The organism is Spirillospora sp. NPDC052269 (assembly GCF_040679435.1).
Taxonomy (GTDB): domain Bacteria; phylum Actinomycetota; class Actinomycetes; order Streptosporangiales; family Streptosporangiaceae; genus Spirillospora.
Map to the genome: position 1 here is coordinate 169,665 of NZ_JBFAUU010000002.1, position 25,556 is coordinate 195,220.

Consider the following 25,556-nt stretch of genomic DNA (forward strand, 5'->3'; position numbering starts at 1 on the left):
GGCCGGGCCGTTCGCGTTTTCGCGGGTCAGAAGGGAGGAGGCGGGAGGCGGCGCAGGACGGTCGCCCAGCCGATCAGGATCGTCCCGGCCGCGAGGACTCCGGCCGCGACGAACACGGGACGCGGGTCGTCCCCGGACGCCCGGCTCGCGACGCCCGCCAGCGCCGCGCCGATCGGCGTCACCGCGATGACCATCGACCGGATCGTCGTGGTGACCCGTCCCATCAGCGGCCGCGGGATCCACGCCTGCCGGGCGCTGCGGTTCACCACGCTCGCCAACGTCACCGCCGCGCCCTGGACGACGTTCGCCGCCACCAGGCCCCACGCGTCCGCGACCGTCCCCATCACGGCCAGCGACGTCCCGACCCCCACGACGCCCGCGGTCACCGCCCCCATCACGCCGAGCCGCCGCGCGACCACGCCCGCCGCCATCGCCCCGGCCACGCCGCCCACCCCCTCGGCCGCCACCAGCGCCGCCACCGCGTGCGTGGGAAGGCCGAGCGTCACCCGCCCGAGGTAGACGATCAGGGTGTCCACGGCCAGGCACAGGTTCACACCCACCTGCACCACCGTCACCGCCAGCAGCGGACGGCACCCGAGAAGAAACCGCACCCCTTCCGCAAAATCCCGGAACAAACTCCTCCGCACGGTTCGGACTGCGCTCGGGCGTTCGCGTCTGGCGCGGGACACGGTCAGGAGGGACGCGCAGGAGACGGTGAAGGTCGCGGCGTCGGCCAGGAGGGCCGTCCCGAGGCCGGCCGTCGCCGCGAGGAACGCGACGACGGCGGGGCCGACGACCGCCGCGAGCTGCGCGGACGTCTCCATGACCGCGTTCGCGCGCAGCAGCCCCTTGTTCGCGAAGAGGTCCTTGAGGGACGCGCCGAGCGCCGCGTCGAAGAACACCGTCGCGATCCCGGCGACGGCGGCCAATCCCAGGACGACGGGCAGCGACGCCGCTTCCGCCCAGGTCATCACGGGCAGCGCGACGAACACCCCGGCGCGCACGACGTCCGCCGCGACCAAGACCGTCCACGCGTCCCACCGGTCGGCCAGCGCGCCCGCCGGGACCCCGACGACCAGGTACCCGATCCCGCGCGGCGCCGCCGCCAGCCCTGCGAGCAGCGGATCGCGCGTCAGCCGCAGCACCAGCAGCGGGACGGCCAGCACCGCCAGCCCGTCCCCCAGCAGCGACACCGCCTGCCCGCCGAGGAACACCCGCCGCGCCGCACCACCCCGCGCTTCCGCATCACCCCGCGCCGAACCGCTCATTCCGGACGGACGGCCAGGATCCGGAAGCTCACCCCCAGCCGTCCGCGCGTGACGTGCTCGATCCGGAATCCCGCGCGGCTCAGCATCGGGCGCGGGTCGCGGGTCAGATGGTCCGCCGAGAGCCGGAGGATCAGGGGCTCCACCAGCCGCATCAGTGTCCGGACGGCGATGTTGGACGACGGCCCGTGCTCGGCGAGGACGAACCGCCCGCCCGGCCGGAGCAGCCGGAACGCCTCCCGGACGGCGGCGTCCGCGTCCGGGATCGAGCAGAGCGTGAACGTGGAGACGACCGTGTCGGCGCAGCCGTCCGGGAGGTGGAGGTGCTGCGCGTCGTCCCGCCGCAGCTCGACACGGTCGCCGAGCTTCTCCTCCTCGACCCGCTTGCGCGCGACGTCGAGCATCGCCTCCGACAGGTCGATCCCGACGACCGAGCGGGCGGCCTCCGGGTAGAGCGGCAGGTTGAGGCCCGTCCCGACGGCGATCTCGACGACCCGTCCGGCCGCGTTCCCGGTCACCCACGCACGACTGCCGGGGAACAGCCACCGCTCACAGGTCGCCATCTGCCGGTCATAACGGTCGGCGATGGCGTCGAACACCTCGAGCACGCGTTCGTTGGTGGTCCGCACGCGTCCCTCACCTCCGTGCCCGGCGGTCGCGGGCTCGTCCCGATCGTCCACCCGGAACCGCGTCCGCGCACCACCGAACCTTCGGGCGGACGCGTCCGCGCAGGCAGTCCGGGCCTTGCCGAAACCGGCCACTAGAGTGCCGGAATGACCTGGAAAGGGCCGATGCGCCGGATCGTGGGCGGGGAGACGATCACCGGCGTCTGGTGTCACGTGTGGGTGACGCGCCACTCCTCCCCGCGCCCCCACGTCGAGGACCTGTTCGTCTTCGCCGACGGCCTCGTCGAGTGCGACGGCGGCATGGACCTGGACGGTCTGCGCCGCCGCCTCGCCGACGGACGCATCCGCCTCCGCGACCCCGATCTCCCCGCCCCGTCCGGCCCGCCGCAGCGTCCGCGCTGGTCGGCCCGCTACCCGGAACCGCTGACGGACGACGGCTTCCTCGCCGAGATCCGGGACGAGATCGCGACACTGAACGGCCGCCCGACCACGGCCGACCTCTGCTGGGACGCGATCCGCCGCTGGCAGGACGAGCCGACCGAGGCCAACCGGCGGCTCGTCCGGGACGCCTACCTCGCGATCCCCGCGCACAACCGCGTCTACGTCCTCGGCGACATGGACCGCCAGGACATCCCCCTGCGGCAGCTCAGCACCGACCCGGGCGAGCCGGTCTGCGGCGACGGCCCGATCGCCACCGAAGAGCTGTACCTCCAGGTCAAGGAGTACTTCGACGCCGGTGACCGCCAAGTCGACGCCGAACGCGCGAAACTCGCCCTCCGCCATGCGGACGACGCTGCCCCCACACCGGCACTCGTGTCCCACGAACGAGGCGGACCTCTCTCCGGCGACGTGCTCGACGACGCCGTGCTGCGCAACGAGTTCCCGTCCCCGCTCACCTACCGAGGCCACACCTACCGGACGGTCCTGCACGCCTACTGGGCCCAGGCCGTGGCCGCCCCCGACGACCACGACCGGATCCGCGACACGGACGCCGCCCATGACGCCCAGGAGCTCGGCGGCTCATGCCCGCTGCACCCGGACTGGTCCGTCCGGCGCGTCGCGGTCATGACCGAGATCCTCCGCGCCAAGTTCGCCCAGCATCCCCGGATGGCCGAGATCCTGCTGGCCACCGGGGACGCCGCCATCAGCTACACCGGCTTCTCCGAGTCCCCGTTCTGGACCGACCGGGGACCCCGCGAAGGCCGCAACTGGATGGGCCGCCTACTGGAACTCGTCCGCTCCGAACTGGCGGCTCAGCCGTCCACGTGAGCCCGCAGCGCGGCCACGAACCACTCGAACACCGGCGTCAGGTCGGGCTGCGCGGGCCACCCGTTGATCTTCCCCAGCAGCGCCCAGTACTGCGCCGCCCGCGGGTCGTTCGCCGTCTCCACGCGCCGCAGGACGCTCCGCCGGTACTCCGCCGAGTCCTCCGTGCCGAACGTCTCCGCGTACCGCGCGATCAACTCGTCCAGCACGGGCCCGGCCTCCGCCGACCCGGGCGCGATCCCCGCGTCCCGCGCCGCGCCGACCTTCTCGACGACGACCTGCGTCAGCTCGTGATGCAGCTCCGCCTCGCTCTGCTCCCCCTGGTGCTCGGCCTGGTGCTCGGCCATCCGCCGCACGGACGCCCGGAAGTCCTCGTCCCGCACCAGATCGGCCAGCTCGATCCACGCCTCGACCTGCTCGGGCTCCGGATCGTCCGGCAGCTCCGGCATCGCCGACCGCATCATCGCCACGAACGCCGGGTTCGCGTCCAACCCGCCGAACGTCTCGTCGATGAACTCGTGGATGATCGCGTTCCGCTCCTCCGCGGACAGCCGTGCCAGTTCGTGCATGATCTTCAGCTCCTCTGGGTCGGATCCTCGCCTCGCCACCGCGCGCAGCACCGCCCGCCGCAACCGCAACGTCCGGATCTGCGCGTCCAACGCCTCCGCGTGCACCGCCGCGATCTCAGGCAACGTGACACCCCGTTCCAGCAACCGCCGGACGGTCGCCAGATCCACGTCGAGATCCCGCAGCGTCCGCACCAGCTCCAGCTGAGCCAGCGCGCGCACGTCGTACAGCCGGTGACCGGCATGTGTACGTCCGGCGGGCGGCACCAACCCCTCATCCGAGTAGAACCGCACGGTCTTCACCGAAACCCCGGCTCGCCGCGCCAACTCCCCGATCGAAAAGACCAGTCCGTCCGCCATGCACCCAACCCTGCGACCTCCAGCGACTGGAGGTGCAAGCCCCCTCAGCCGACCTTCTTCCTCCCGAACAGAAAGTAGGCCACCGGCCCCGCGAAGTTCACGAACGCCGCCACCCGCCACACCCGCTTGGACCCCCGAACCTCCTCAGCCGGCCGCCGCCGCAGATCCACCAGCGCCGCGATGGCCAGCACCCACTGCACCACCGCCGCCCCCACGATCATCCGCCGCTGCCGAACCCCGAGCTCCGCCCAAGACCGCTGCTCCACCACAACCCCCACTCCTCAAACGCCACCCTCCCTACGGACGCGGCGTACACCCATGAATCTCCCCGAACCTCTTCTCCGCAATCCGCATGAACCCCACCATGTCCCCCACCGCATCCCGCCCCCCAACCACCCCCACAAAATCAATACTGATCCACGGCCGCCACCGCCCACAAGAGAACGCAGCCAACACAAGATTGGCCCTGCCCGCCGACCCTCCGCTGGAAGCCACGACCGAAAATCCGGTCCCCAACTGATCCGGCAATGCTCGAGGTGAATCCTTCGCCCAGTTGGCCCTCTGGTTCCGGACTGAACTATCCGCCCTATTGAAGGACCACGTAACCCCCAGAGGGGCTTCACCACTCGGGGCGACACCCAGGCACAAGCCATTGCTTGACTGCCGCCCATCCCATTGCGTCCGCAGCGGAGTGGCACTCAGGCCAACCACTTGACGAAAAGAGCGATCTGGCACCATTTCACATAGATATGGTTCGCTGTCCACTATTGATGAGAGCATCGCTCGACCAGTCGCATGTTGCCCCGAAGTCTGCGAACAGGAAGCCATCAGCAGCATGGTCAGCGTCGCAATATAAACAGGCTTCATCGACCTCAACCTGCAAAACTCGGCGGCAAGTGATCCCCATTTTCGCCCTCGAAGTGCCTTGCCAACTCTGCCTGACCTTGTCCCAGTGTCGACTGCATTACACCGTCCGCTGAATCCAGCCGAGCGTGAACACTGGCCCATCTCAAGAACACCGCAAGTTCGTCGCTACTCAACGAGGCCAGCGGCTTGATCTCCGCATCGGAACCGCTGGCAGCGAACGACCGTCCTCGCAGATCCTCGGGCGGGAACTTGCCGTGCGTGGCCATTGAGGAGGCGATCATTTGGGCGAAGAGGCGTTGGACGGCTTCGGTGTTGGTCTTGGGGGTGAGGATGATGGGGTCGGGTTTTTCGGCTAGGCGCTGGGTGATCCAGGTTTCCATGGCGGTCGTGAGGCGGCCGGTGACCTTCGCGCCGACGGTCTCGGCGCCGGGGACTCGTTCGGCGGTCTTTCCGTAGAGGGAGGCGACCGGGATGAGGCCGACCAGTTGGTCCACGTGTTGGCGGAGCTGGGCGTTGACCTCGTCCAGGCGTGCCTTCTCCGCTTGGACGCTGCGGGTGCGGGCCTCCACGAGGCGGCCGAACATCCAGCCCTCACTGGGGAGGGCGTCCTCCAGGTTCCGGGTGAGGTCGCCGCCCTTGGCGACGGCGCCGTCCACGGCGATCCGGGCGTGGACGACCTCGGCCTTGAGCAAGGTGTCGTAGGAGGCGGCATCGCGGCAGACGTCCAGAAGGACGTAGTTGAGGTCCCCGTTCTGGATTCCGGAATCGTCGGGGACGGTCGTGTAGTGGAAGTACCGGTAGAGAGAGTGCAGCCGGTCCATGTGGTGGGCCAGCACGTCCGCCATGGCGGGACGGAACGCCGAGAGGGCTCCCGCTGCGTCGCCGTCGACCTGCATCTTGTTCTGGTCGACATCCGGCTTGAAATAGGTGCGGGCGGTGTCGGATAGGGCTTTGGCGGCTTGGAGGGCGATGGTGGTTGAGGCTTCGTCGGGGCCGGTGGCGGCGGTTCGGAGGGCGTTGCCCAGGGATTTGCCGTGGTCGGTTCTGGCCCAGTCCTGGCGGAGGTCGCGGATGAGGTAGTGGAGGTCGGAGTTGTTCTTGGGGGTTTCGGGGGTGAAGGGGCCGTGCCAGCCGGTGAGGAGGGTTTGGGCGGCGTCGCGGCCTGAGTGGGCGGCGGTCTCCAGGAGTGGGGAGAGGATTTCGCGTTGGGGGTGGGCGTCGTGGCGGTCGATGAGGCCGCCGGATTCGCGGACGACCTTGGTGGTGCCCGCGTCGAGGGCGTCGCCGAGGTGGAAATGGCCGCTGAGGTCGGTGACGACGTCCGGGGATTTCGTTCGTTGTTCCCGGTCGTAGGTGATCATGTCGTGGCCGACGACGCGGAAGAAGGCCGGGGAGAACGAGGCGGACGTGTCGGCGCCGAGCAGGGTGGATAGGGATTGGTAGCCGTCCACGTCGCCGCTGTATCGGGTGCGGCCGGCTTCGCGGAGGCGGGTCAGGAATTGGTCGCCCATGTAGCCCTTGCCTTGCGGGTCCGTGGTGGACGCGAGGCAGCGGGCGAGGAGGGACAGGGCGCTGCGGGCCTTGGCGGCGGCGGTGTCGATGGCGGCGTCGCCGACGACGTGGAGGCTTCCGTCGGCCGGTTCGAGGTTCATGTCGGCGGCCAGGCGCGTCGCGAGGTCGACGGGAACGGCGAGGAGACCGTCGGGGCCGAGGGCGGAGATCACGGCCTTCGCGAAGGCGGGGGTGATGTCCTCGGGACGGATGCGGTTCAGTTCCCGCCAGGCCGAGCGGTCGCCGGCGGCGGCCCGGCGGAGGGCGTCGGCCAGGCGGGTGCCCTCGAAGTGGGAGACCTGGTCGGTGAAGCGGTCGGGAAGGGTCAGGTAGGTGCCGTCGGGGGCGCAGAGCTTCGGGGCGGTGGTGCGACGGTCCATGTCGTGCGCGAGGAGGTTGCGCCGGCGCAGGTCGGACGCGGCGTCGGTGGCCCAGGCGGCCAGGCGGCGGATCTCCAGGGCGGGGGCGGTGGAGACTCCGGCGGCGTTCAGGGTCTGCCAGAGCTGGTCGGCCAGGGTGGCGAGGGCGGGCGCGGCGCGGGTCATCTGGACGGTCATCCGCTCGAACTCGGCGAGCTTCACGCCGCAGGTGTCGGGGGCGAGCCAGGCGTCGGCCATCAGAGGGCCGGGGTGTTCGACTTGTCGCGGAGCAGTTGGACGGCCTTGGCGAGCTGGGCTTGAAGGCGGCGCTCGGCGTCCTCGAGGCGGGACGCGAAGCCGGTGGCGGACGGGCCGCCCACCCAGGCGTGGTCGTCCATGGCCCGGCGTGGCCCGGACAGCAGCCGCCAGTGCTCGTCCGAGAGGTTCTGCGCCCGGCCGAGGAGCATCCGGAGCTCCAGCGCGTCAGGTCCGCTCATCGTCACCCTCCGTCGTCCCGGGGATGACTGTCGCACGCGGACGCGTGCCCGCGACGGCCCGTTCCTGGATCGTGACTCCGTGTCGCCGCGGATGTCCCGACATGTCACGCGGAGGAGGCGGGCGCGGGTCCCGGCCTCGGGGGGATGGGCCGGGACCCGCGGTCCAGGGGGCCGCGCTCAGCGGGTGGCGGCCTCGATGTTCTGCTGCGACCGCTTGATGTCCTGGCTGCCCTCTTCGAGGGCGAGGGCCATCTTGTCGAAGGCGGCCTTGGCCTCGGCCCACGCGCCGCGGAACCGGTCCGCGCCGGGTCCCCACCAGACCTCGGTGCTGCCGACGGTGCGGCCGTTGAGGTCCTTGATGAGGGCGTCGAGGTTCCGGGAGTGCTTGCTGAACATCCGGGACATGTCTTCGAGTGCCCCGATGCTGGCGCCGCGCTTGTCACCGCTCATGCTCCGACCCTTTCGTCGCTGGTTGCGATCGCTGGACCACGCCGGGCGGTCTCCGCCTCGCCGTGGCGCGTTCTCCGGGCCCCGAAGAATATGCCCGCCAGCCTACGCCCCACCGATCACAGGAGGCCAGACACATCACGGTTCTCCCGCGACGTTTGGGACGCATTCCCACCGGCTTGCCCTGGCCGGATCCGGCCAGGACATCGGTTTCCGGCCGTCCGCACTCCGCATTCTGACCCGCCTTTTGACGGGCCGAAAGGACAATTCCCCGCGTTCGGGACGATCAGAAGGACGGCGGCGTCAGCGTGATCGGCGGGACGACCGGAACCGGGACCGGCATCTGGAGCGTCGGGGACGGGGACGGCGGCGTCGGCGAACCGGACAACACGGACGGCGTCGCCGACGGGCTCGACGGCGACGGGCTCGGCGTGGTCGGCGTCGGCGACGGGTCGGGCGTCACCGGCGCGGGCGCGGACGGCTCCGGCGACTCGGGCTCGGAGCTCGGCTCGGGTGACGGGGACGGCTCGGGCGTCGGGTCCGGGTCGTTCACAGGGTGCGCGCCCGGATCGGTCACCCGCTCCCCCACGAGGACGAGCTGCTCGCCGTGCCGGACGAACTCGAACCGGCGCCGGACGGACTGCTCGATCCGTCCGCCCCCGTAGCTGAGGTCGGTGTGCTCGGTGACGTCCAGCGTGATGTGGTCGCCGCGCCGGACGGCGCGGTCCGCGGACAGCCGGGTCTTCGCGGCGACGTACGCGGGGCCGCCGGGAACGGGCGCGCGGTTGCGGTTGGCCAGCTCCCGGACGGCGCGCTCCTGGTCCTCGGCCAGGTCGGGCGCGATCTTGACGCCGAGCACCTCGGTCGGCGGACGGCGGTCCTGGCGGCGGCGCTCGACGAGGGCCTGCGAGCGGAACTCGAGCAGGGCCCCGGCGGCGACGGTGAGCTGCCGGGTGGTGTCGGCGTCCACGGACGGACGGCTCGGACGCGCCGACGACGGCACCGCGACGAAGAGCGCCAACGCGGCCAGCAACACCGCCCGCGATCCGTGCCGAACCATGCTTCTCCCTGCGAAATCTCCGCGGATCCCCGCAGAAGATACACCGGTTGATCACGTCACCGGGAGACCCGTTTCGGGGGCTGGAATGAAAACCGTTCCCATCCGGTTGTACGGGGCGTCCGCGATGCGGGGGGCCTGAACCGCCCGAACCGCACCGGCCACCGACCATCCGTCCACCCCGGAGGCGATCATGAAGCAGAGCATCCACCCCGAGTACCAGCCGGTCGTGTTCCGCGACCGCGGTGCCGACTTCGCGTTCCTCACGCGCTCCACGGTCCGGCCGTCCCAGACGGTGACCTGGGAGGACGGCAACACCTACCCGGTCGTGGACGTCGACGTCTCGGCGGCCAGCCACCCCTTCTACACGGGGCGCAGCCGCCTGGTCGACTCGACCGGAGCCGTCGAGAAGTTCAACCGCCGCTACAACCGCGGCTGACACCCGAACGCCCCGTCACCCAAGAGCCCCCGGCACCGTGCGCCAACGGCCGGGGGCTCCCCCATGCCCACCCGCCCACCACGCAGGCCTCCCGTGCCGGGCCACCCACGAAGCGTTTCCCATGCCTGCTCAGGCGCACTAAGCGCCTCCCGCGCCCGCTCGGGCGGACGAGGCGCCTCCCATGCTCGTTCGGGCGCATGAAGCGTCTCCCCTGTCCATTCGGGCGCACGAAGCGCCTCCTGCGCCCGTTCGGGCGCATGAAGCGCCTCTCGTGCCCGTTCGGGCGTACGAGGCCTTTCCCATGCCGTTCGGGCTTGGGAAGCGTTTTCCGTGCTCGTTCGGCGCATGGGCGAGGGTTTCCGGTGCCCGTTCGGTGGGCTGGGCACGTTCGCGCAAAGCACTTCCTCGTATGGCGGAGCGGCGGAAGACGCCGAGAACGGCCCGGAAGAAGTGTGATCTTGAGCGCCCGGTCGGCTCGCGCGCGGCCGTCCGAACGCCGGGGAGAGAACGCCCCGGGACGTCCTGAGACGAGTGCCCGGTTTTTCGCGTTCGCCCAGCGTGTGGCCGGTAGGTGGGCGTCCGTCCATCTGGCGGCGGCGAGGGCGCGGCGTCGGCTCGCCGGGGGGCTCCCCGGTCCCGGCAGCGGACGGCTCGTCCGGGGCCGGTTCATAAGGAGGGGCTTACCGTCGGCGGTCTCGGAGCACTTATCTAGACTGCGCGTGCGAGTCGAGTGAGGAGACCCACGTGCGCAAGGTCCTGATCGCCAACCGCGGGGAGATCGCGGTCCGCATTGCCCGCGCTTGCCGCGACGCCGGGTTGACCAGTGTCGCGGTGTACGCCGAGCCGGACTTGGACGCCCTGCACGTTCGGGTGGCGGACGAGGCGTACACCCTGGGCGGGACGACGGCCGCCGAGTCCTACCTGGACATCGGGAAGCTGCTGAAGGTCGCCGCCGACAGCGGCGCGGACGCCGTCCACCCCGGATACGGCTTCCTGGCGGAGAACGCCGACTTCGCCGCGGCGGTGGAGAACGCCGGGCTGACCTGGATCGGACCGCCCCCGGCGGCGATCACGGCGCTCGGCGACAAGGTGCAGGCCCGCCACATCGCGCAGAAGGTCGGCGCGCCGCTGGTCGCGGGCACCAAGGACCCGGTGTCCGGCGCGGACGAGGTCGTCGCGTTCGCCGAGGAGCACGGCCTGCCGATCGCGATCAAGGCCGCGTTCGGCGGCGGCGGCCGCGGCCTGAAGGTGGCCCGCGAGCTGGGCGAGGTCGCCGAGCTGTACGAGTCGGCCGTCCGCGAGGCGATCGGGGCGTTCGGACGCGGCGAGTGCTTCGTCGAGCGCTACCTGGACCAGCCCCGGCACGTCGAGACGCAGTGCCTCGCCGACAAGCACGGCAACGTCGTCGTGGTGTCCACGCGCGACTGCTCGCTGCAGCGCCGCCACCAGAAGCTCGTGGAGGAGGCCCCGGCCCCCTACCTGAGCGACGCGCAGATGGAGCTGCTCTACACCTCGTCCAAGGCGATCCTGCGCGAGGCCGGGTACGTGGGCGCGGGCACCTGCGAGTTCCTCGTCGGGCAGGACGGCACGATCTCGTTCCTCGAGGTCAACACCCGTCTCCAGGTCGAGCACCCCGTCACCGAGGAGGTCGCCGGGATCGACCTCGTCCGCGAGATGTTCCGCGTCGCGGACGGCGAGGAACTCGGCTACGGCGACCCGGAGCTGCGCGGCCACTCCATCGAGTTCCGGATCAACGCCGAGGACGCGGGCCGCGGCTTCCTGCCCGCCGTCGGGACGCTGACGGACTGGCAGCCGCCGTCCGGGCCGGGCGTGCGGCTCGACTCCGGGTACGTGAAGGGGCAGACCGTCCCGCAGCAGTTCGACTCGCTGATCGCCAAGCTGGTCGTCACCGGCGCGACCCGCCGCCAAGCCGTGGAGCGGGCCCGCCGCGCGCTGGACGAGTTCGTCGTGGACGGCATGCCGACCGTCCTCCCGTTCCACCGCCGGGTGCTGGACGACCCGGCGTTCGTCCCGGCCGACGACGCGTCCCCGTTCACCGTCCACACGCGGTGGATCGAGACGGAGTTCGACAACGACATCGAGCCGTTCGCGACCCCGGCCCCCGGCGAGGACGACGAGGCCGCCGCGACCCGCGAGACAGTCACCGTCGAGGTGGGCGGCAAGCGCATCGAGGTCACCCTGCCGTCCTCGCTCGGTGTCTCGGCCGCCCCCGCGGCGAAGGCCGCCCCGGCCCGGCGGCGCGGCGGCAAGAAGGGCGGGGCCGCGGCGCAGGCGTCCGGCGACGCCCTGGTGTCCCCCATGCAGGGCACCATCGTCAAGCTCGTCGCCGAGGACGGCGCGACCGTCGCCGCGGGCGACACCATCGTGGTCCTCGAGGCCATGAAGATGGAGCAGCCCCTCACCGCCCACAAGGCCGGAACGGTCACCGGCCTGTCCGCCGCCGTCGGCCAGACGGTCTCCAGCGGTGCCGTGATCTGCGAGATCAAGGACTCCTGACCCGCAGGACGGACCGAGCGTCCCGAAACCCGTGCCCGCAGCCCGCAGGCACGGGTTTCGTGCGTACTTGGGCGGTTGGTCCATGACGCCTGCTCCGGGTCGGGGATGGTGGAGGCGGGTTGCCCGTGTTGAGGGGAATGTGAGACTTGTTTGGGGCCGGAATCGCGAGAGTGTGACGAAGGTCTCACTCAATCGCGGGGAGTCACGCGCGAGGGCGGAACGTCCACGGGGCTGAACTCGTCTTATTCACCGAGGAGGCAGACTGAGAATCATGAGATCCGATAACAGACCACGGCGTACGGCCAGGCGTGGTGTATTCGCGGCGGGGGTCGCCGTACTGACCGTCCTGCTGGTGAGTCTGTGGGGGGCGGGTGCCCGCGCGGACGACTCGGCGAGCCAGATCGCCAAGGGACTGACGAGTTCCCGTGTCTACGTGGACAGCAGCGTCGCCTCTCAGGTCCCGTCGTCCGACGTGGCCGAGATGAACGCTGCTCTCAACAAGAACTCCAAGGCCGACATCCGGGTCATCGTCACGGACACCAACAACTCGCAGTCGGGGACCGTGGCGGCCCTGAAGGCCGTCGCCATGCGCGTGGACAAGGGCAAGGTCTACGTCGCCATCGCGTCCGACGGCAAGCACATGCTGGCCCTCACCAAGAAGGGCTCGTACCTCTCGGCCAAGGACGCCAACAAGCTGGTGTCGCAGGTGTCCGGCGAGCCGCTGAAGCAGCGGGTGGTCGACTTCTCCGACCTGGCCCAGAAGAAGGCCGCGGACAAGGAGAAGGCCGGCACCGCCGGCGCGTTCGTGCTGCTGGGCGTGCTGGTCCTGGTCGTCGCGGGCGCCATCGCGGCGTTCGTCGTGGTGCGCAAGCGCCGCCGGACGCGCCAGGAGCGGCAGATGGCCGACCTCAAGCGCGGCGTCGAGGAGGACGTGACCAAGCTCGGCGAGGACATCGCCGCCCTCGACCTCAACGTCATGGACCCGAGCCTGAACGCCGAGGCGAAGTCCGACTACGAGCAGGCGATGAACTCCTACGACGCGGCGAAGACCGCGACCGAGCACGCCAGGCGCCCCGAGGACATGCAGTCCGTCACGACCGCGCTGGAGGACGGCCGGTACTACATGACCGCCTGCCGCGCCCGGCTGAACGGCGAGCCCGTGCCCGAGCGGCGCGCGCCCTGCTTCTTCAACCCGCAGCACGGTCCGTCCGTCCAGGACGTCATGTGGGCCCCGGGCGGCGGCGCGCCGCGCTCGGTCCCGGCCTGCGCGGCCGACTCCCAGGCGGTGCTGAGCGGCGGGCAGCCCGACGTCCGCATGGTGCCCTACGGCGACGGACGCCGTCCCTACTGGGACGCGGGACCGGCCTACGCCCCCTACGCGGGCGGCTACTACCAGTCGTACGGCGGCATGGACCTGCTGTCCGGCATGATGATCGGCACCATGCTCGGCTCGATGATGGGCGGCGGCTGGGGCGGCGGTCACCACGACATGGTCAACTCGGGCGGCGACGGCGGCGGAATGTTCGGCGGCTTCGGCGGCGACTCCGGTGACGCCGGCGGCGGCTGGGACTTCGGCTCCGGCGACTTCGGCGGTGGCGGCGACTTCGGCGGCGGAGGCGACTGGTAACCCCTTCCCCACCCGAAAACCCACGGCTCGGCCCGTGTCCTCACCAAGGACACGGGCCGAGCCCATTCCAAGCGCCCCGCCGGGCCGTCCCGCCCCCACCACGCGAACGCGCGGCCGGCCAGTGCGAACCGCCCTGCCGCCAGCACGCGGACGCCCGACCGGCCGGTGCGGGCCGTCCCACCGCGGGCGCGCGGACGCGCGGCTGGTCGGTGCGGGCTGGCCTGCCGTGGGCGCGTGGGTGCGCGGCCGGGCGGTGCGGGCCGTCCCGCCGTGGGCGCGCGGGTGCGCGGCCGGTATTGGTCGGATTGGTGGGTGTGGGGCTTGGGGCTACGGGGTGGGCCTGGGGGTTCTGCGGGAATGTGTCTGGGGGCTTGTGCGGGGGCGGGAGCTCGGGTGGTGCGGGGGGCGGGGAACCGGGCACATAGCCTGTGTCGGGACAGATGGGACGATCATGAGACGTCTGCCGGGGGACCCCGGGCCGCTGCGGCGTGTGCGGTACACGCTGGGGTTCCGGTTGCCCCGGGAGAACCTCGAGTGGGTGCGGCACGACCTCACCGACGCGGGCTGGCGGACGCGGCTGGTCGTCCGGCACATCGTGCTGATGATCCCGATCTCGCTGGCGCTCACCCTGCTCCCCGGGCCCTGGGGGCTGCGCCTCCTGGTCGCCCTGCTGGCGTTCCTGGGAGGCTCCTTCACGGCGGTCATCAGCGCGGACGACCTGCGCCGGTCCCGCCTCCACCGCCACGGGCTCGAGGTCCCGCCCGGCCAGCGCCGCTGACCTCCCAGACCGCCGTCCCGCGTGCCGTCGGACGGGCCGGAAACGCGAAGAACGGCTCGTCCGCGGGGCGGGCGAGCCGTTCTCGGTGAGGGACGGGTCAGAAGGCGTGCTCGGACATCAGGCGCCGGGACGCCTCGGTGAGCGAGCCCGACAGGGACGGGTAGACGGCGAAGGTGTGCGCCACCTGGTCGACCGTGAGGTGCTGCTGGACGGCCAGGGAGAGGCCCAGGATCAGCTCGGACGCGCGCGGGGCCACGATGACGCCGCCGAGGACGATGCCGGTGGACGGGCGGCAGAACACCTTGACGAAGCCGTCCTCGAAGCCCTGCATCTTGGCGCGCGCGTTGGTGAACAGGGGCAGCATGACCGTGCGGGCGTTGACCTCGCCGGAGTCGACCATGTGCTGGGTGACGCCGACGGAGGCGACCTCGGGGTCGGTGAAGATGTTGGACGAGACCCAGCCGAGCTTCAGCGGCTGGACGGCCTCGCCGAGGGCGTGCCACATGGCGATGCGGCCCTGCATGCCCGCGACCGAGGCGAGCATGAGCACGCCGGTGCAGTCGCCGGAGGCGTAGATGTGCGGTACGGACGTCCGGGACACCTTGTCGACCACGACGAAGCCGCGGCTGTCGAGGGCGACGCCGACGTCCTCCAGGCCGATCCCGGAGGTGTTGGGGATCATGCCGACGGTCATCAGGCAGTGCGAGCCCTCGACCTTCGTGCCGTCCTCGAGGGTGACGGTCACGCCGTCGCCGGTGCGCTCGGCGCCGGCGGCGCGGGAGCGGGACATGACCTTCATGCCGCGGCGGAGGAAGACCTCCTGCAGCACGGACGCGGCGTCGGCGTCCTCGGTCGGCAGGATGCGGTCGCGCGAGGAGACCAGGGTGACCTTGGAGCCGAGCGACAGGTAGGCCCCGGCCAGCTCCGCGCCGGTCACACCGGACCCGACGACGATCAGGTGCTCGGGCAGTTCCGGCAGGTCGTAGAGCTGCCGCCAGGTGAGGATGCGCTCGCCGTCCGGCTCGGCGCTGGGCAGCACCCGCGGGGTCGCGCCGGTCGCGAGCAGGATGATGTCGGCCCGGATGCGGCGGTCGCCGACCGCGACGACGTGCGGCTCGACCAGCCGCGCCTCACCCCGGACGATCTTGACCTCCTCGTAGGCGAGCCGCTCGGCGACGTCGAACGACTGGGCGCGCGCGAGGTCCTTGACGCGCTTGTTGACGGTGCCGAGGTCGACCTCGAGGCCGCCGACGATCCCGTCCGGCCCGCCGCTGAACCGCAGGCCCAGCGCCGACGACTCGCCCATCACCGCCATGCGGGTGGACGTCGCGATCAGCGTCTTGGACGGCACGCAGTCGGTCAGCACGCACGCGCCACCCGGCCCGTCGCGCTCCACCACGGTCACGTCCGCGCCGAGCTGCGCGGCGACGAGTGCGGCCTCGTAGCCGCCTGGGCCTCCTCCGATGATCACAATGCGCGTCACGCCTCCATTGTTCTCCACTCGGTCCGATGCTCGGACCCCGACCGGGTATGGAGGCGCGTACCCTCGGTGGACGTGGCACTGTACGCGGCGTACGCCTCCAACATGGATCATGAGCAGATGGCCTCCCGGGCCCCGCATTCCCCGATGCGCGGGACGGGGTGGCTGTCGGGCTGGCGGCTCACCTTCGGCGGTCCGGACAAGGGCTGGGACGGTGCCCTCGCCACCGTCGTCGAGGACCGCTCCGACCAGGTGTTCGTCGTCCTGTACGACGTCCCGGCCTGGGACGAGCAGGAACTGGACGCGTGGGAGGGCGCGGCGCTCGGGGTCTACCGCAAGATCCGGATCCGGGTGCACACGCTGGACGGCGACGCGCTCGCGTGGATCTACGTCCTGGACGACTACGAGGGCGGCCTGCCGTCCGCGCGCTACGTCGGCATCCTCGCCGACGCCGCGGAGAAGGCGGGCGCGCCCGACGACTACGTCAAGGCCCTGCGCGAGCGCCCCTGCAAGTCCATCGGCGACTGACGCCCCGCCCGGCGGACGGGCCGGGTCGGGGCCGGATCGCGGCCGGATCGGGGCCGGTCAGGGCGTCCGTCCGGCGAGGTGATCTCGGCCGGTAATGTCGGGTCGTGAGCAACGACGCTTTTGAGGTGGCCGAGGCCGCCGCACGTGAGATCCGGCGGAAGAGCGGCTTCGACACGTTCGACGTGGCCCTGGTGATGGGGTCGGGCTGGGTCCCGGCGGCGGACGAGCTGGGCGAGCCGGTCGCCGAGATCCCCGTGACCGAGCTGCCCGGGTTCTCCGCGCCCGGGGTGGCCGGGCACGCGGGCCGGATCCGGATCGTGGAGGTCGGCGGGCGCCGCTGCCTGGTGTTCCTCGGACGCACCCACCTGTACGAGGGACGCGGCGTCGAGCCGGTCGTGCACGGCGTCCGGACGGCGCTGGCCGCCGGGGTCAAGACGGTCGTGCTGACGAACGCGGCGGGCGGCCTGCGGCCCGAGACGCAGTCCGTCGGCGACCCGGTGCTGATCGCCGACCACCTCAACCTGACCGGCGCGAACCCGCTGACCGGCGCGACGTTCCTCGACCTGACCGAGGCGTACTCCAAGCGGCTGCGCGACCTGGCGAAGGCCGCCGACCCGACGCTCGCCGAGGGCGTGTACGCGGCGTTCCGCGGCCCGACGTACGAGACCCCGGCCGAGATCCGGATGCTGCGCACGATGGGCGCGGACATGATCGGCATGTCGACCGTCCTGGAGACGGTCGCGGCGCGCGAGGGCGGCGCGGAGGTGCTGGGGATCTCCCTGGTCACCAACATCGCGGCCGGGCTGAGCGACAAGCTCCTCGACCACAAGGAGGTCCTGGAGGCCGGTCAGGCCGCCGCGACCCGCATGGGCCGTCTGCTCGCGGACGTCCTGGCCAAGGCATGACCGCTGCGGACGTGACGGGGCTGCGGGAGCGGGCCGAACTCTGGCTCGCCCAGGACCCGGACCCGGAGACGCGGGCCGAGCTGTCCGCGCTGCTGGACGACGAGGCCGAGCTGCGCGACCGGTTCGGGAAGAAGCTGACGTTCGGGACAGCCGGGCTCCGCGGCGAGCTCGGCGCGGGCCCGAACCGGATGAACCGCGTGACAGTGATGCGCGCCGCGGCCGGGCTGGCGGCGCGGCTGCCCGCCGGGTCCGGCGTCGTGATCGGGTTCGACGCGCGGCACAACTCGCGCCGGTTCGCCGGGGACACCGCGGCCGTCGTGACCGGCGCGGGGCTGCGCGCCTGGCTGATGCCGGAGCCGCTGCCCACGCCGGTGCTGGCGTTCGCCGTCCGGCACCTGGGCGCGGCGGCCGGAGTCATGGTCACGGCCAGTCACAACCCGCCGCGCGACAACGGCTACAAGGTGTACTGGTCGGACGGCGCGCAGATCGTCCCGCCGGTGGACCGGGAGATCTCGGACGCGATCGACGCGGTCGGACGGGTGGACGAGCTGCCCCTCGGCGAGGGCTGGACGGTCCTCGGCGACGAGATCGTCCAGGCGTACCTGGACGCGCTGGGCGTGCTCCCGGTCGCGGACGCCGCCGGGCTGAAGGTCGCCTACACGCCGATGCACGGCGTCGGGCGGGACGTCCTGCTGCGGGCGTTCGAGCGGGCCGGGATCCCGGCGCCCGCCGTGGTCGCCGAGCAGGCCGAGCCCGACCCGGACTTCCCGACCGTCGCGTTCCCGAACCCGGAGGAGCCGGGCGCGATGGACCTCGTCCTCGCGCTGGCGGCCCGGACGGACGCCGACCTGGTGATCGCGAACGACCCGGACGCCGACCGGCTCGCCCTGGCCGTCCCGACCCGGGACGGCGGCCGGCGGGCGCTGACCGGCGACGAGGTCGGCGGGCTGCTCGCCGAGCACGTCCTGCGGCACACCAGTGGCGATGACCGCCTGGTCGTCACCACGATCGTGTCGTCCTCGCTGCTGGGCGCGATCGCCCGCGGGCACGGGGTCCGGTTCGCCGAGACCCTCACCGGCTTCAAGTGGATCATGAAGGCGGAGGGCCGGCTGGTCTTCGGCTACGAGGAGGCGCTCGGCTACAGCGTGGGCGCCGAGGACGGCGTGATCGTCCACGACAAGGACGGCGTCAGCGCGGCCGTCGCCGCCGCCTCGCTGACCGCCGAGGCGCGGGCCGAGGGCAGGTCCCTGCTCGACCTCCTGGACGACCAGGCCCGCCGCCACGGCCTGCACGCGACCGCGCAGCTGTCGATCCGCGTGGACGACCTGTCGCTGATCACGGACATGATGGCCCGGCTGCGCGCCGAGCCTCCCAAGGAGGTGGCCGGACGTCCGGTCGAGGCGATCGACGACCTCGCGCGGGGCGCGGACGGCCTGCCGCCGACCGACGGCCTGCGGTTCCGGCTCGACGGGGCGCGCGTGGTCGTCCGGCCGTCCGGGACGGAGCCGAAGCTCAAGTGCTACCTGGAGGTCGTCCACCCCGCCGGGGACGACGTGGACGCGGCTCGTGCGCGCGCCGCGGCGGACCTCCAGGCGCTGCGCGAGGCGTTCTCCGAACTCCTCGCCTGAGCGGCCGAGCGCCAGACCGCCAGAGTGTCCTCTAGGACGTCCTAGAGGACGCTGACGATCACCAGCAGGACGATCGGCACGACCAGGGACGCCACGGCCACCGGGGACCACCTCACGGTCCCGGTCGTGGCGTCCTCGTCGGTCTTGGGGCGCTCGCGCTCGGCGATCTCGTTCAGCTGCTCGACCGCGAACATCGTGGGCGTGCGGCCCTTCAGGGCCTTCTCGGCGCCCTTGGGCAGCCGCGCCGCGTCCCGCTTGCTGCGGGCCTCGGCCTTGGCGGCGGCGCGCGGCGAGCTCTGCAGGACCCAGAGCCGCATCGACCGCTCCGAGCCGTCCGGGCCGTCCGCCTGGGCGAAGGTGAGCGTGATCGCGTCCTTCGCCTCGATCCTGCGGACCGCCCGCCAGGGCGCGCGGATGTCGCGCAGCGGGTTCCGGACGGTCACCCCGGCCTCGTCGGCGACGATCACGGGCCGCAGCCCGAGCACGTACGCGACGCCGCAGCCGGCCAGCAGGACGGCGGCCATCACCGCGCCGGTCATGTCCCGGACCGGCTTTCCGGTCAGCCCGAGGCCCAGGTCCAGCAGGTTCAGCACGGTGAAGGCCACCCAGGCCCAGGCCGCGACGCGCGCGACGGGCGGCCGGACGGAGTAGAGCGGGGTCATGGCTCAGATCATGCCACCGCGACCGCGATGCTCACGCCGTCCGGCGCCCCGACCGGGAGAGGTCAGCCCGCCTGCCCGGCCTTCAGCGCGGCGTAGCCGGGCTTGATCACGTCGTTGATCAGGGCCAGCCGCTCGGGGAAGGAGATGAAGGCCGACTTCATCGCGTTCACCGTGAACCACTGCAGGTCGTCCCAGCCGTAGCCGAAGGCCTCGGAGAGCGCGGCGAACTCCTGCGACACCGAGGTCCCGCTCATCAGGCGGTTGTCGGTGTTGACCGTGACCCGGAAGTGCAGCTGCCGAAGCAGCCCGATCGGGTGCTCGGCGATCGACTTGGCCGCGCCGGTCTGGATGTTGGACGTCGGGCACAGCTCCAGCGGGATCCGCTTGTCCCGGACGTAGCTGGCGAGCAGGCCCAGCTTGGCCTCGCCGTCGCCGTCCACCTCGATGTCGTCGATGATCCGGACGCCGTGGCCGAGCCGGTCGGCGCCGCACCACTGGATGGCCTGCCAGATCGACGGCAGGCCGAAGCCCTCGCCCGCGTGGATGGTGAAGTGCGCGTTCTCCCGCTGGAGGTACTCGAACGCGTCCAGGTGGCGGGTGGGCGGGTACCCGGCCTCGGCGCCGGCGATGTCGAAGCCGACGACGCCCGCGTCCCGGTACCGGACGGCCAGCTCGGCGATCTCCATCGACCGGGCCTGGTGCCGCATGGCCGTGACCAGCGTGCCGACCCGGATCCCGTGGTCGCGTCCGCCGCGCGCGAAGCCGTCGAGCACCGCCTCCACGATCGTCTCCAGGCCGAGCCCGGTGCGCGTGTGCAGTTCGGGCGCGAACCGGACCTCGGCGTACACGACGCCGTCCTTGGCCAGGTCCTCGGCGCATTCGTAGGCCACCCGGGTGAGCGCCTCGACCGACTGCATCACGCCGACGGTGTGGGAGAAGGTCTCCAGGTACCGTTCGAGCGATCCGGAGTCGGCCGCCTCGGTGAACCACGCGCCGAGGGCGGCGGGATCCATGCTGGGCAGGTCGTCGTAGCCGCCCTCGCGCGCCAAGTCCACGACGGTCTCCGGCCGCACGCCACCGTCGAGGTGGTCGTGCAGCAGCACCTTCGGGGCGCGCCTGATGTCCTCAAGAGTCAGACGTTCGTTCATCTACGAAAGATACCCGTCGCGACCGCCCAGACAAGGACGATCGCGACGGGAATCTCTGAAACTCAGCCCTTGATGTCGCTGGTCAGCGGCAGGCTGATGGCGCTGTGGCCGAGGTCGACGCGCACCTGCGTGCCCGCGGGGTAGCGGAGCGTGTAGGCGTGGTCGGTGGCGACGAGCATGACGCCGATCCGGTGGCCGGCCTTGAACACGTAGTCCTCGGGGACCAGGTTCCAGGAGAACGTGTAGTCCTTGCCCGCCTTGACGGGCGTCTGGTGCCAGATCGAGTCGCGGTTGCGGACGTCCGTCCAGCCGCGCGTGACGATCTTGAAGGGCTCGGTCGCGGTCTGGTACTTGCGGACGGCGCGGCAGCCCGGGTCGGTCGCCGTGGAGTCGCCGTAGCACCACTTGTCCTGGGTGGACACGAGCGCGGTCGGACGGGTGTCGGTGCCGTAGTCGACCACGACCGCCGACAGGTAGGGCGAGCGGCCGTCGACCGACGCCCGCAGCTTGATGTTGGCGGTGCCGGAGAACTTGACCGGGTTCTTCAGCGCCGGGGTGACGTAGAGCAGGCGGTTCGGGTCGGCCTGGGACTCGGCGGTGACCAGGTCCTCGGCGGTGCGGGCGGGGGCGTCCACGAAGCCCGCCTCACCCTTGCCGCGCGCGCCGAGCGCGCCGGACGCGCCGTCCTTGCCGGTGGTGAAGCCCATCGAGACCGGACGCGCGGACGGCGCCGGCCACTCGCGGTAGGTCTCCCAGGCGCCGGGGCTGCGCTCGATGTCGACCTTCGGCTGCCGCATGATGTCGTTCTTCACGCCGTACAGCTCGTGCGCGAACCACTGGTTGAGCGAGTCCAGCCAGGCGCCCTGCCGGACGTCCAGCGGGTCGTCGTGCTGGCCCTGGTGCAGCCAGAGCTTGCGGTCCAGGTTCGTCTTCTTGAGCGAGTTCCAGAGCAGCGCCATCTCGGTGGGCTTGACGTTCCAGTCGTTCAGCCCGCCGGTCATGAAGACGCTGGTCTTGAAGTTCCCGATCTTCTTGGCGAAGTTCCGGACGTCCCAGGTGGCGTTGTAGTCGCCCGTGACCCGGTCCATCTTCTTCTCGATGTCGTGGATCTCGGGGGCGCAGACCTGCGGGTTCTTCCGGCTCAGGACGGCCTTGGCGTGCAGGTCGAGGTCCTCGCCCTCGTAACCGTCCGGGGCGACGACACCGCCGTTGGCGCGGTAGTAGTCGTACCAGTTGGCCACGCCGGACACCGACACGATGGTCTTGAGGCCCTTGACGCCGGTCGAGGCCGCCGCGAGCGGCAGCGTCCCGTCGTAGGACTTGCCGGCCATCGCGACGTCGCCGGTGGACCAGCTCGCCTTGATCTCGTTGCCGGACGCGTCGTAGGCCTTGGCGTCGCCGGTCAGCCACTGAACGGCCTTCTTCATGCCGTTCACCTCGTTCGGGCCGATGGCCGTGGGGCAGCCGTCGGAGTTCCCGGTGCCGAGCGTGTCGGCGGCGAGCACCGCGTACCCGCGCGAGACGAAGTAGTTGTCGTAGTACATCCGCGTGTAGCTCGTCGGCGCGGGCGGCTCGGTCGGAGGCGTCCACGGGGACAGGCGCGGGTAGTCGGTGACGTCCGCCGGGTGGTACGGCGGGTCCTGGAGGCCGGCGTAGTAGGGGCTGGCCTCCAGGATCGAGGCGACCTTGAGGCCGGCGTCGGTCTCCTTGGGCCGGGTGACGAACACCGCGACCCGGTCCTTCTTGCCGTCATGGTCGCTGTCCACGTCGGTCTCGACGTAGACCTGCTGCCGGATCGCGTCCTGGAAGGAGAACGTCGGCTGGGTGCGGCCGTCCTTGACGGTCACGTGCGGGCGCGCCGGCGCGGCGGCCGCGGGCAGCGCCACGGCCACCAGGCCGGACGCCCCGAGGACCGCCGCGACGGGGACGAGTCGGGAAAGGCGCAAACTGGGCTCCTCTGGGGGGAATGAAGATCCGGAATGCAGCCTGACGATCTCTCCCGGGCCTCGTCAACGGTGATTTTTCACAAACGCGCAGGTTCGGCCGCATCCGGCAAGGGCTCCTCACTTTCCGGCAGGGACTCCTCACCTTCCGGCGAAGATTCCCCGCCTTCCGACGAGGCCCCCTCGTCGCCGCGCAGGGTCTCCTGCCGGACGAACCAGGCGACGGCGAAGGCCACCAGCGCGACCACCGCCGAGCCGATCACCACGCCGTGCAGGCCGGAGCTGGCCGCGTCCCGGACGGCCTCCCGCGCCGCCTCGGGCAGCGCGCGGACCTGGGCCGGGGTGAGGTTCACCGGGCCGTCCAGCCGGGACGCGTAGATCGCGCCGAGCAGGGCGACGCCGAGCGAGCCGCCGACCGTCCGCAGGAGGGTGACCGTCCCGCTCGCCGCGCCCATGTCGCGCGGTTCGGCGCCGTACATCGTGATCAGCATCGTGGACTGGGTCAGCAGGCCGATCCCGACGCCGACGAGCGCGGTCAGCGCGGACGCGGCGGGCGTCGGCGTGTGCGTCCCGAGCGGCAGCAGGAGCAGCGAGCCCGCCGCCGCGAACGCCCCGCCGAGCACGGGGAACCAGCGGTAGCGTCCCGTCCTCCCGACGATCCGCCCGGTGCCGAGCTGCGCGGCGAGCATCCCGAACATCAGCGGGAGGAGCAGCAGCCCGCCGCCCGCCGGGGACGCGCCGCGCACGATCTGCATGTACTGCGGCAGGTACGTCATCAACCCGAGCATCACCGCGCCCGCCAGGAAGCTCAGCGCCTGCGCGAGCGTGAAGTTCCGGGACGCGAACAGCCGCGGCGGGAGGATCGGCTCGGCCGCCCGCAACTCCACCGGCACGAACAGCGCCAGTGCGACCACGGCGGCCGCCGCGAGCCCGAGGATCTGCGGGGACGTCCAGCCGTACCGGACGCCGCCCCAGCTGCCCAGCAGCGTCAGCGCGACGATCCCGACCGTCAGCAGCAGGGCCCCGGCGAAGTCGACCCGGGCCCGGACGCGCCGCGCGGCGAGCCGCACCCGCGTCGCGACCAGCAGCAGCGCCACCCCGCCGACGGGAAGGTTCACATAGAACGTCCAGCGCCAGCTCAGGTGGTCGGTGAGCAGCCCGCCGACCAGCGGCCCGCCCACGAACGCGATCGGCACGATCACGCCGATCATCGACTGCATCCGGGCGCCCTCACGCGGCGGCACCAGCTCGCCGATGATCGCCATCGCTCCGACCATCAGCCCGCCCGCGCCGAGGCCCTGCACCGCGCGGAACGCGATCAGCTCGGCCATCGACCCGGACATCCCGGACAGCACCGAGCCGACCAGGAACACCGCGATGGACGCCATGAACGCGCCCTTGCGCCCGGCGAGGTCGCCGAGCTTGCCCCACAGCGGCGTCGTCACGGCGGTGGCCAGCAGGTACGAGGTCACCACCCAGGACAGTTCCCTCACACCGCCGAGGTCCCCGACGATCGTCGGGAGGGCCGTGCCGACGATCGTGCCGTCCAGCATGGCCAGGAACATCCCGAGCAGCAGCCCGAACACCCCGAGCCGGTCGTACTTCCCGTCGTTCTTCGTGTCGTCCACTGGATTCACCGCTTCCTTCCGGGCGCTCATGCCGCGTACGGGCGCGCCGCCCGGGCCTCGCGCAGAGCCCCGGCCCACCAGGCGAGCTGGTCGAGCATCTTCTTCGCGGCGGCGTCGGCGGACGGGTCGGTGGCCTCGCCGTCCGGGCCGAAGGCGCCCCACACGCCGCTGAACCCGACGCCGTCCCGGATGGTGACGGCGTGCAGTTCGGCGAAGACCAGCCGCAGCTGCTCGACCGCGCGCGTCCCGGCGGAGAAGCCGCCGTAGGAGACGAACGCGATCGGCTTGGCGTGCCACTCCTTGTTGTGCCAGTCGATCGCGTTCTTCAGCGACGCCGGGAAGCTGCGGTTGTACTCGGGCGTCACGACCACGAACGCGTCGGCGGCGGCGAGCCGCGGCGACACCGCCGCCAGCTGCGTCAACGCGTCCGGGTCGGACGGCGGCTTGCCGAATTCCGGCAGGACGGTCGGGAGCGGCGTGGCGACGAGGTCGACGACGTCCACCTCCATGTCGTCCCGCTTCGCGAGGTGCCGTTCGATCCAGGCGGCGACCGTGCCGCCGAGTCGTCCTTCTCGGGTGCTGCCGACGATGACCGCGACCTTGAACACGGGGACCCCTTGAGTGTGTACGTCGTATCTAGTGAGATACAACGTACACATCAGTGCGTACATTGTCTACTCCGGATACGATGTACACATGGCAACCGACCTACCGCCGCTCTGGGAGCGCCTGGAGCGCCCCGCCGCCGCGCCCCGCCAGACGCTGACCCTCGACCGGATCGCCGACACCGCCATCCGCGTCGCCGACGCCGACGGCCTGGACGCGATCACCATGCGCTGCCTGGCCAACCAGCTCGGCGTCGCCCCGATGGCGCCCTACCGGCACATCCAGAACAAGGACGAGCTGCTCGAGGTCATGGTCGACCGCGTCTACGCCGAGCTGACGCTCGTCCAGCACGGCACCTGGCGGGAGTCCCTCCGCGAGCAGGCGCTGCGCACCCGGGCCCTCATGCACGCCCACCCGTGGCTGACGGAGCTTCCGGCGACGCTCTCCCCGCTGTCCCCCAACCGGGTGGCGGTCGTGGAGCACGCCCTGTCCGCCCTGGACGGCCTCGGCCTGGACGCCGACACGATGATGGCCGTCTACCGCTCCGTCGGCTTCTACACCTACGGCGCGACGAACGCCGAGCTCTCCTTCCAGCGGTTCATGAAGCGCCAGGACCTCGCGTCCCCCACGCACCTCCGCCTGGCCCTGGCGCCACACATGAGCTACCTCATGGACACCGGCCGCTACCCCACCTACCAGCGCTACCTGCACGACGCCGTCCGCAAGGACGACGGGGACTGGCAATTCGAAACGGGCCTCGACGCCGTACTGGACGGCATCGAGACCCGTTTCGGTCTCTGACGTGA

23 protein-coding genes are annotated in these 25,556 nt (G+C 71.6%); 9 read left to right on the forward strand and 14 right to left on the reverse strand.

From position 1 onward, the window contains the following. Positions 1-26: 26 nt before the first annotated feature. Both AB0L06_RS04175 and AB0L06_RS04180 read right to left on the reverse strand, forming a co-directional pair. On the reverse strand, positions 27-1,268 hold the full coding sequence (locus AB0L06_RS04175; protein ID WP_500229455.1) for an MFS transporter: 1,242 nt from the start codon (positions 1,266-1,268) through the stop codon (positions 27-29). Continuing rightward, the gene (locus AB0L06_RS04180; RefSeq protein WP_500229456.1) at positions 1,265-1,894 is read right to left on the reverse strand and encodes a class I SAM-dependent methyltransferase; all 630 of its coding nucleotides are present in this window, start codon (positions 1,892-1,894) and stop codon (positions 1,265-1,267) included. Before AB0L06_RS04180 ends, AB0L06_RS04175 begins: the two co-directional genes overlap by 4 nt. Before the next feature lie 144 nt (positions 1,895-2,038). Between AB0L06_RS04180 and AB0L06_RS04185 the strand changes: the two genes are divergently transcribed. Then, on the forward strand, positions 2,039-3,160 hold the full coding sequence (locus AB0L06_RS04185; protein WP_500229457.1) for an NADAR family protein: 1,122 nt from the start codon (positions 2,039-2,041) through the stop codon (positions 3,158-3,160). On the opposite strand, the gene AB0L06_RS04190 is transcribed toward AB0L06_RS04185, so the two are convergent. The 6 genes from AB0L06_RS04190 to AB0L06_RS04215 all read right to left on the reverse strand — a co-directional run bounded on the left by AB0L06_RS04190 (position 3,145) and on the right by AB0L06_RS04215 (position 8,864). Next, positions 3,145-4,083, reverse strand: a complete 939-nt coding sequence (locus tag AB0L06_RS04190; protein WP_500229458.1) for a MerR family transcriptional regulator — start codon at positions 4,081-4,083, stop codon at positions 3,145-3,147. The genes AB0L06_RS04185 and AB0L06_RS04190 overlap by 16 nt on opposite strands. Positions 4,084-4,127: 44 nt before the next feature. Then, positions 4,128-4,349, reverse strand: a complete 222-nt coding sequence (locus AB0L06_RS04195) for a PLD nuclease N-terminal domain-containing protein (protein ID WP_500229459.1) — start codon at positions 4,347-4,349, stop codon at positions 4,128-4,130. A 606-nt stretch (positions 4,350-4,955) separates the two neighbouring features. Next, a complete protein-coding gene (locus AB0L06_RS04200) occupies positions 4,956-7,118 on the reverse strand; it encodes a hypothetical protein (RefSeq protein WP_500229460.1) in 2,163 nt (720 codons plus the stop codon). Continuing rightward, positions 7,118-7,357, reverse strand: a complete 240-nt coding sequence (locus AB0L06_RS04205; RefSeq protein ID WP_500229461.1) for a hypothetical protein — start codon at positions 7,355-7,357, stop codon at positions 7,118-7,120. Before AB0L06_RS04205 ends, AB0L06_RS04200 begins: the two co-directional genes overlap by 1 nt. 177 nt (positions 7,358-7,534) lie before the next feature. Then, on the reverse strand, positions 7,535-7,807 hold the full coding sequence (locus AB0L06_RS04210) for a WXG100 family type VII secretion target (protein ID WP_026415560.1): 273 nt from the start codon (positions 7,805-7,807) through the stop codon (positions 7,535-7,537). Positions 7,808-8,090: 283 nt separating this feature from the next. Beyond that, on the reverse strand, positions 8,091-8,864 hold the full coding sequence (locus tag AB0L06_RS04215) for a hypothetical protein (RefSeq protein ID WP_500229462.1): 774 nt from the start codon (positions 8,862-8,864) through the stop codon (positions 8,091-8,093). A gap of 190 nt (positions 8,865-9,054) precedes the next feature. Here AB0L06_RS04215 and AB0L06_RS04220 point away from each other — a divergent pair, with 190 nt between their 5' ends. The 4 genes from AB0L06_RS04220 to AB0L06_RS04235 all read left to right on the forward strand — a co-directional run bounded on the left by AB0L06_RS04220 (position 9,055) and on the right by AB0L06_RS04235 (position 14,222). Then, positions 9,055-9,300 carry a type B 50S ribosomal protein L31 gene (locus AB0L06_RS04220; protein WP_500229463.1) on the forward strand — a complete coding sequence of 82 codons (246 nt, stop codon included), beginning with the start codon at positions 9,055-9,057 and terminating at the stop codon, positions 9,298-9,300. A gap of 744 nt (positions 9,301-10,044) precedes the next feature. Next, positions 10,045-11,817, forward strand: a complete 1,773-nt coding sequence (locus AB0L06_RS04225) for an acetyl/propionyl/methylcrotonyl-CoA carboxylase subunit alpha (protein ID WP_500229464.1) — start codon at positions 10,045-10,047, stop codon at positions 11,815-11,817. 352 nt (positions 11,818-12,169) lie between these two features. Then, positions 12,170-13,444: a hypothetical protein gene (locus AB0L06_RS04230; protein ID WP_500229465.1), complete on the forward strand. Its 1,275-nt coding sequence runs from the start codon at positions 12,170-12,172 to the stop codon at positions 13,442-13,444. 451 nt (positions 13,445-13,895) lie between these two features. Then, positions 13,896-14,222: a DUF5313 family protein gene (locus AB0L06_RS04235; RefSeq protein WP_500229466.1), complete on the forward strand. Its 327-nt coding sequence runs from the start codon at positions 13,896-13,898 to the stop codon at positions 14,220-14,222. A 97-nt stretch (positions 14,223-14,319) separates the two neighbouring features. Here AB0L06_RS04235 and AB0L06_RS04240 read toward each other — a convergent pair whose 3' ends face one another. Further along, positions 14,320-15,705, reverse strand: coding sequence for an NAD(P)H-quinone dehydrogenase (locus AB0L06_RS04240; protein ID WP_500229467.1), 1,386 nt, complete (start codon positions 15,703-15,705; stop codon positions 14,320-14,322). 72 nt (positions 15,706-15,777) lie between these two features. Here AB0L06_RS04240 and AB0L06_RS04245 point away from each other — a divergent pair, with 72 nt between their 5' ends. From AB0L06_RS04245 to AB0L06_RS04255, 3 genes are all read left to right on the forward strand, one after another. Continuing rightward, on the forward strand, positions 15,778-16,230 hold the full coding sequence (locus AB0L06_RS04245) for a gamma-glutamylcyclotransferase family protein (protein WP_500229468.1): 453 nt from the start codon (positions 15,778-15,780) through the stop codon (positions 16,228-16,230). A 104-nt stretch (positions 16,231-16,334) separates the two neighbouring features. Further along, entirely contained in the window at positions 16,335-17,135 is an 801-nt protein-coding gene (locus tag AB0L06_RS04250) for a purine-nucleoside phosphorylase (RefSeq protein WP_500229469.1), read from the forward strand. Continuing rightward, positions 17,132-18,763, forward strand: coding sequence for a phospho-sugar mutase (locus AB0L06_RS04255; RefSeq protein WP_500229470.1), 1,632 nt, complete (start codon positions 17,132-17,134; stop codon positions 18,761-18,763). The genes AB0L06_RS04250 and AB0L06_RS04255 overlap by 4 nt, the downstream gene beginning before the upstream one ends. Before the next feature lie 41 nt (positions 18,764-18,804). Here the strand turns inward: AB0L06_RS04255 and AB0L06_RS04260 are convergent, their stop codons facing one another. The 5 genes from AB0L06_RS04260 to AB0L06_RS04280 all read right to left on the reverse strand — a co-directional run bounded on the left by AB0L06_RS04260 (position 18,805) and on the right by AB0L06_RS04280 (position 24,752). After that, complete coding sequence (locus AB0L06_RS04260; protein ID WP_500229471.1) at positions 18,805-19,425, reverse strand: PH domain-containing protein; 621 nt, start codon at positions 19,423-19,425, stop codon at positions 18,805-18,807. Positions 19,426-19,487: 62 nt separating this feature from the next. Further along, positions 19,488-20,573, reverse strand: a complete 1,086-nt coding sequence (locus tag AB0L06_RS04265) for an adenosine deaminase (protein ID WP_500229472.1) — start codon at positions 20,571-20,573, stop codon at positions 19,488-19,490. Positions 20,574-20,635: 62 nt separating this feature from the next. Next, on the reverse strand, positions 20,636-22,519 hold the full coding sequence (locus tag AB0L06_RS04270; protein ID WP_500229473.1) for a Xaa-Pro dipeptidyl-peptidase: 1,884 nt from the start codon (positions 22,517-22,519) through the stop codon (positions 20,636-20,638). Between the two features lie 77 nt (positions 22,520-22,596). Beyond that, a complete protein-coding gene (locus AB0L06_RS04275) occupies positions 22,597-24,144 on the reverse strand; it encodes an MDR family MFS transporter (protein WP_500229474.1) in 1,548 nt (515 codons plus the stop codon). Between the two features lie 26 nt (positions 24,145-24,170). After that, positions 24,171-24,752 (reverse strand): NADPH-dependent FMN reductase, encoded by a 582-nt coding sequence (locus AB0L06_RS04280; RefSeq protein ID WP_500229475.1) that lies wholly within the window; start codon positions 24,750-24,752, stop codon positions 24,171-24,173. 88 nt (positions 24,753-24,840) lie between these two features. Between AB0L06_RS04280 and AB0L06_RS04285 the strand changes: the two genes are divergently transcribed. Continuing rightward, positions 24,841-25,551: a TetR/AcrR family transcriptional regulator gene (locus AB0L06_RS04285; RefSeq protein WP_500229476.1), complete on the forward strand. Its 711-nt coding sequence runs from the start codon at positions 24,841-24,843 to the stop codon at positions 25,549-25,551. Positions 25,552-25,556: the final 5 nt, after the last annotated feature.

Coding starts and splice junctions, on each gene's coding strand:
- AB0L06_RS04220 (WP_500229463.1), top strand. CDS start 9,055: ATGAAGCAGAGCATCCACCCCGAGTACCAGCCGGTCGTGTTCCGCGAC.
- AB0L06_RS04260 (WP_500229471.1), bottom strand. CDS start 19,425: ATGACCCCGCTCTACTCCGTCCGGCCGCCCGTCGCGCGCGTCGCGGCC.
- AB0L06_RS04235 (WP_500229466.1), top strand. CDS start 13,896: ATGAGACGTCTGCCGGGGGACCCCGGGCCGCTGCGGCGTGTGCGGTAC.
- AB0L06_RS04185 (WP_500229457.1), top strand. CDS start 2,039: ATGACCTGGAAAGGGCCGATGCGCCGGATCGTGGGCGGGGAGACGATC.
- AB0L06_RS04255 (WP_500229470.1), top strand. CDS start 17,132: ATGACCGCTGCGGACGTGACGGGGCTGCGGGAGCGGGCCGAACTCTGG.
- AB0L06_RS04190 (WP_500229458.1), bottom strand. CDS start 4,083: ATGGCGGACGGACTGGTCTTTTCGATCGGGGAGTTGGCGCGGCGAGCC.
- AB0L06_RS04205 (WP_500229461.1), bottom strand. CDS start 7,357: ATGAGCGGACCTGACGCGCTGGAGCTCCGGATGCTCCTCGGCCGGGCG.
- AB0L06_RS04200 (WP_500229460.1), bottom strand. CDS start 7,118: ATGGCCGACGCCTGGCTCGCCCCCGACACCTGCGGCGTGAAGCTCGCC.
- AB0L06_RS04175 (WP_500229455.1), bottom strand. CDS start 1,268: ATGAGCGGTTCGGCGCGGGGTGATGCGGAAGCGCGGGGTGGTGCGGCG.
- AB0L06_RS04215 (WP_500229462.1), bottom strand. CDS start 8,864: ATGGTTCGGCACGGATCGCGGGCGGTGTTGCTGGCCGCGTTGGCGCTC.
- AB0L06_RS04285 (WP_500229476.1), top strand. CDS start 24,841: ATGGCAACCGACCTACCGCCGCTCTGGGAGCGCCTGGAGCGCCCCGCC.
- AB0L06_RS04265 (WP_500229472.1), bottom strand. CDS start 20,573: ATGAACGAACGTCTGACTCTTGAGGACATCAGGCGCGCCCCGAAGGTG.
- AB0L06_RS04210 (WP_026415560.1), bottom strand. CDS start 7,807: ATGAGCGGTGACAAGCGCGGCGCCAGCATCGGGGCACTCGAAGACATG.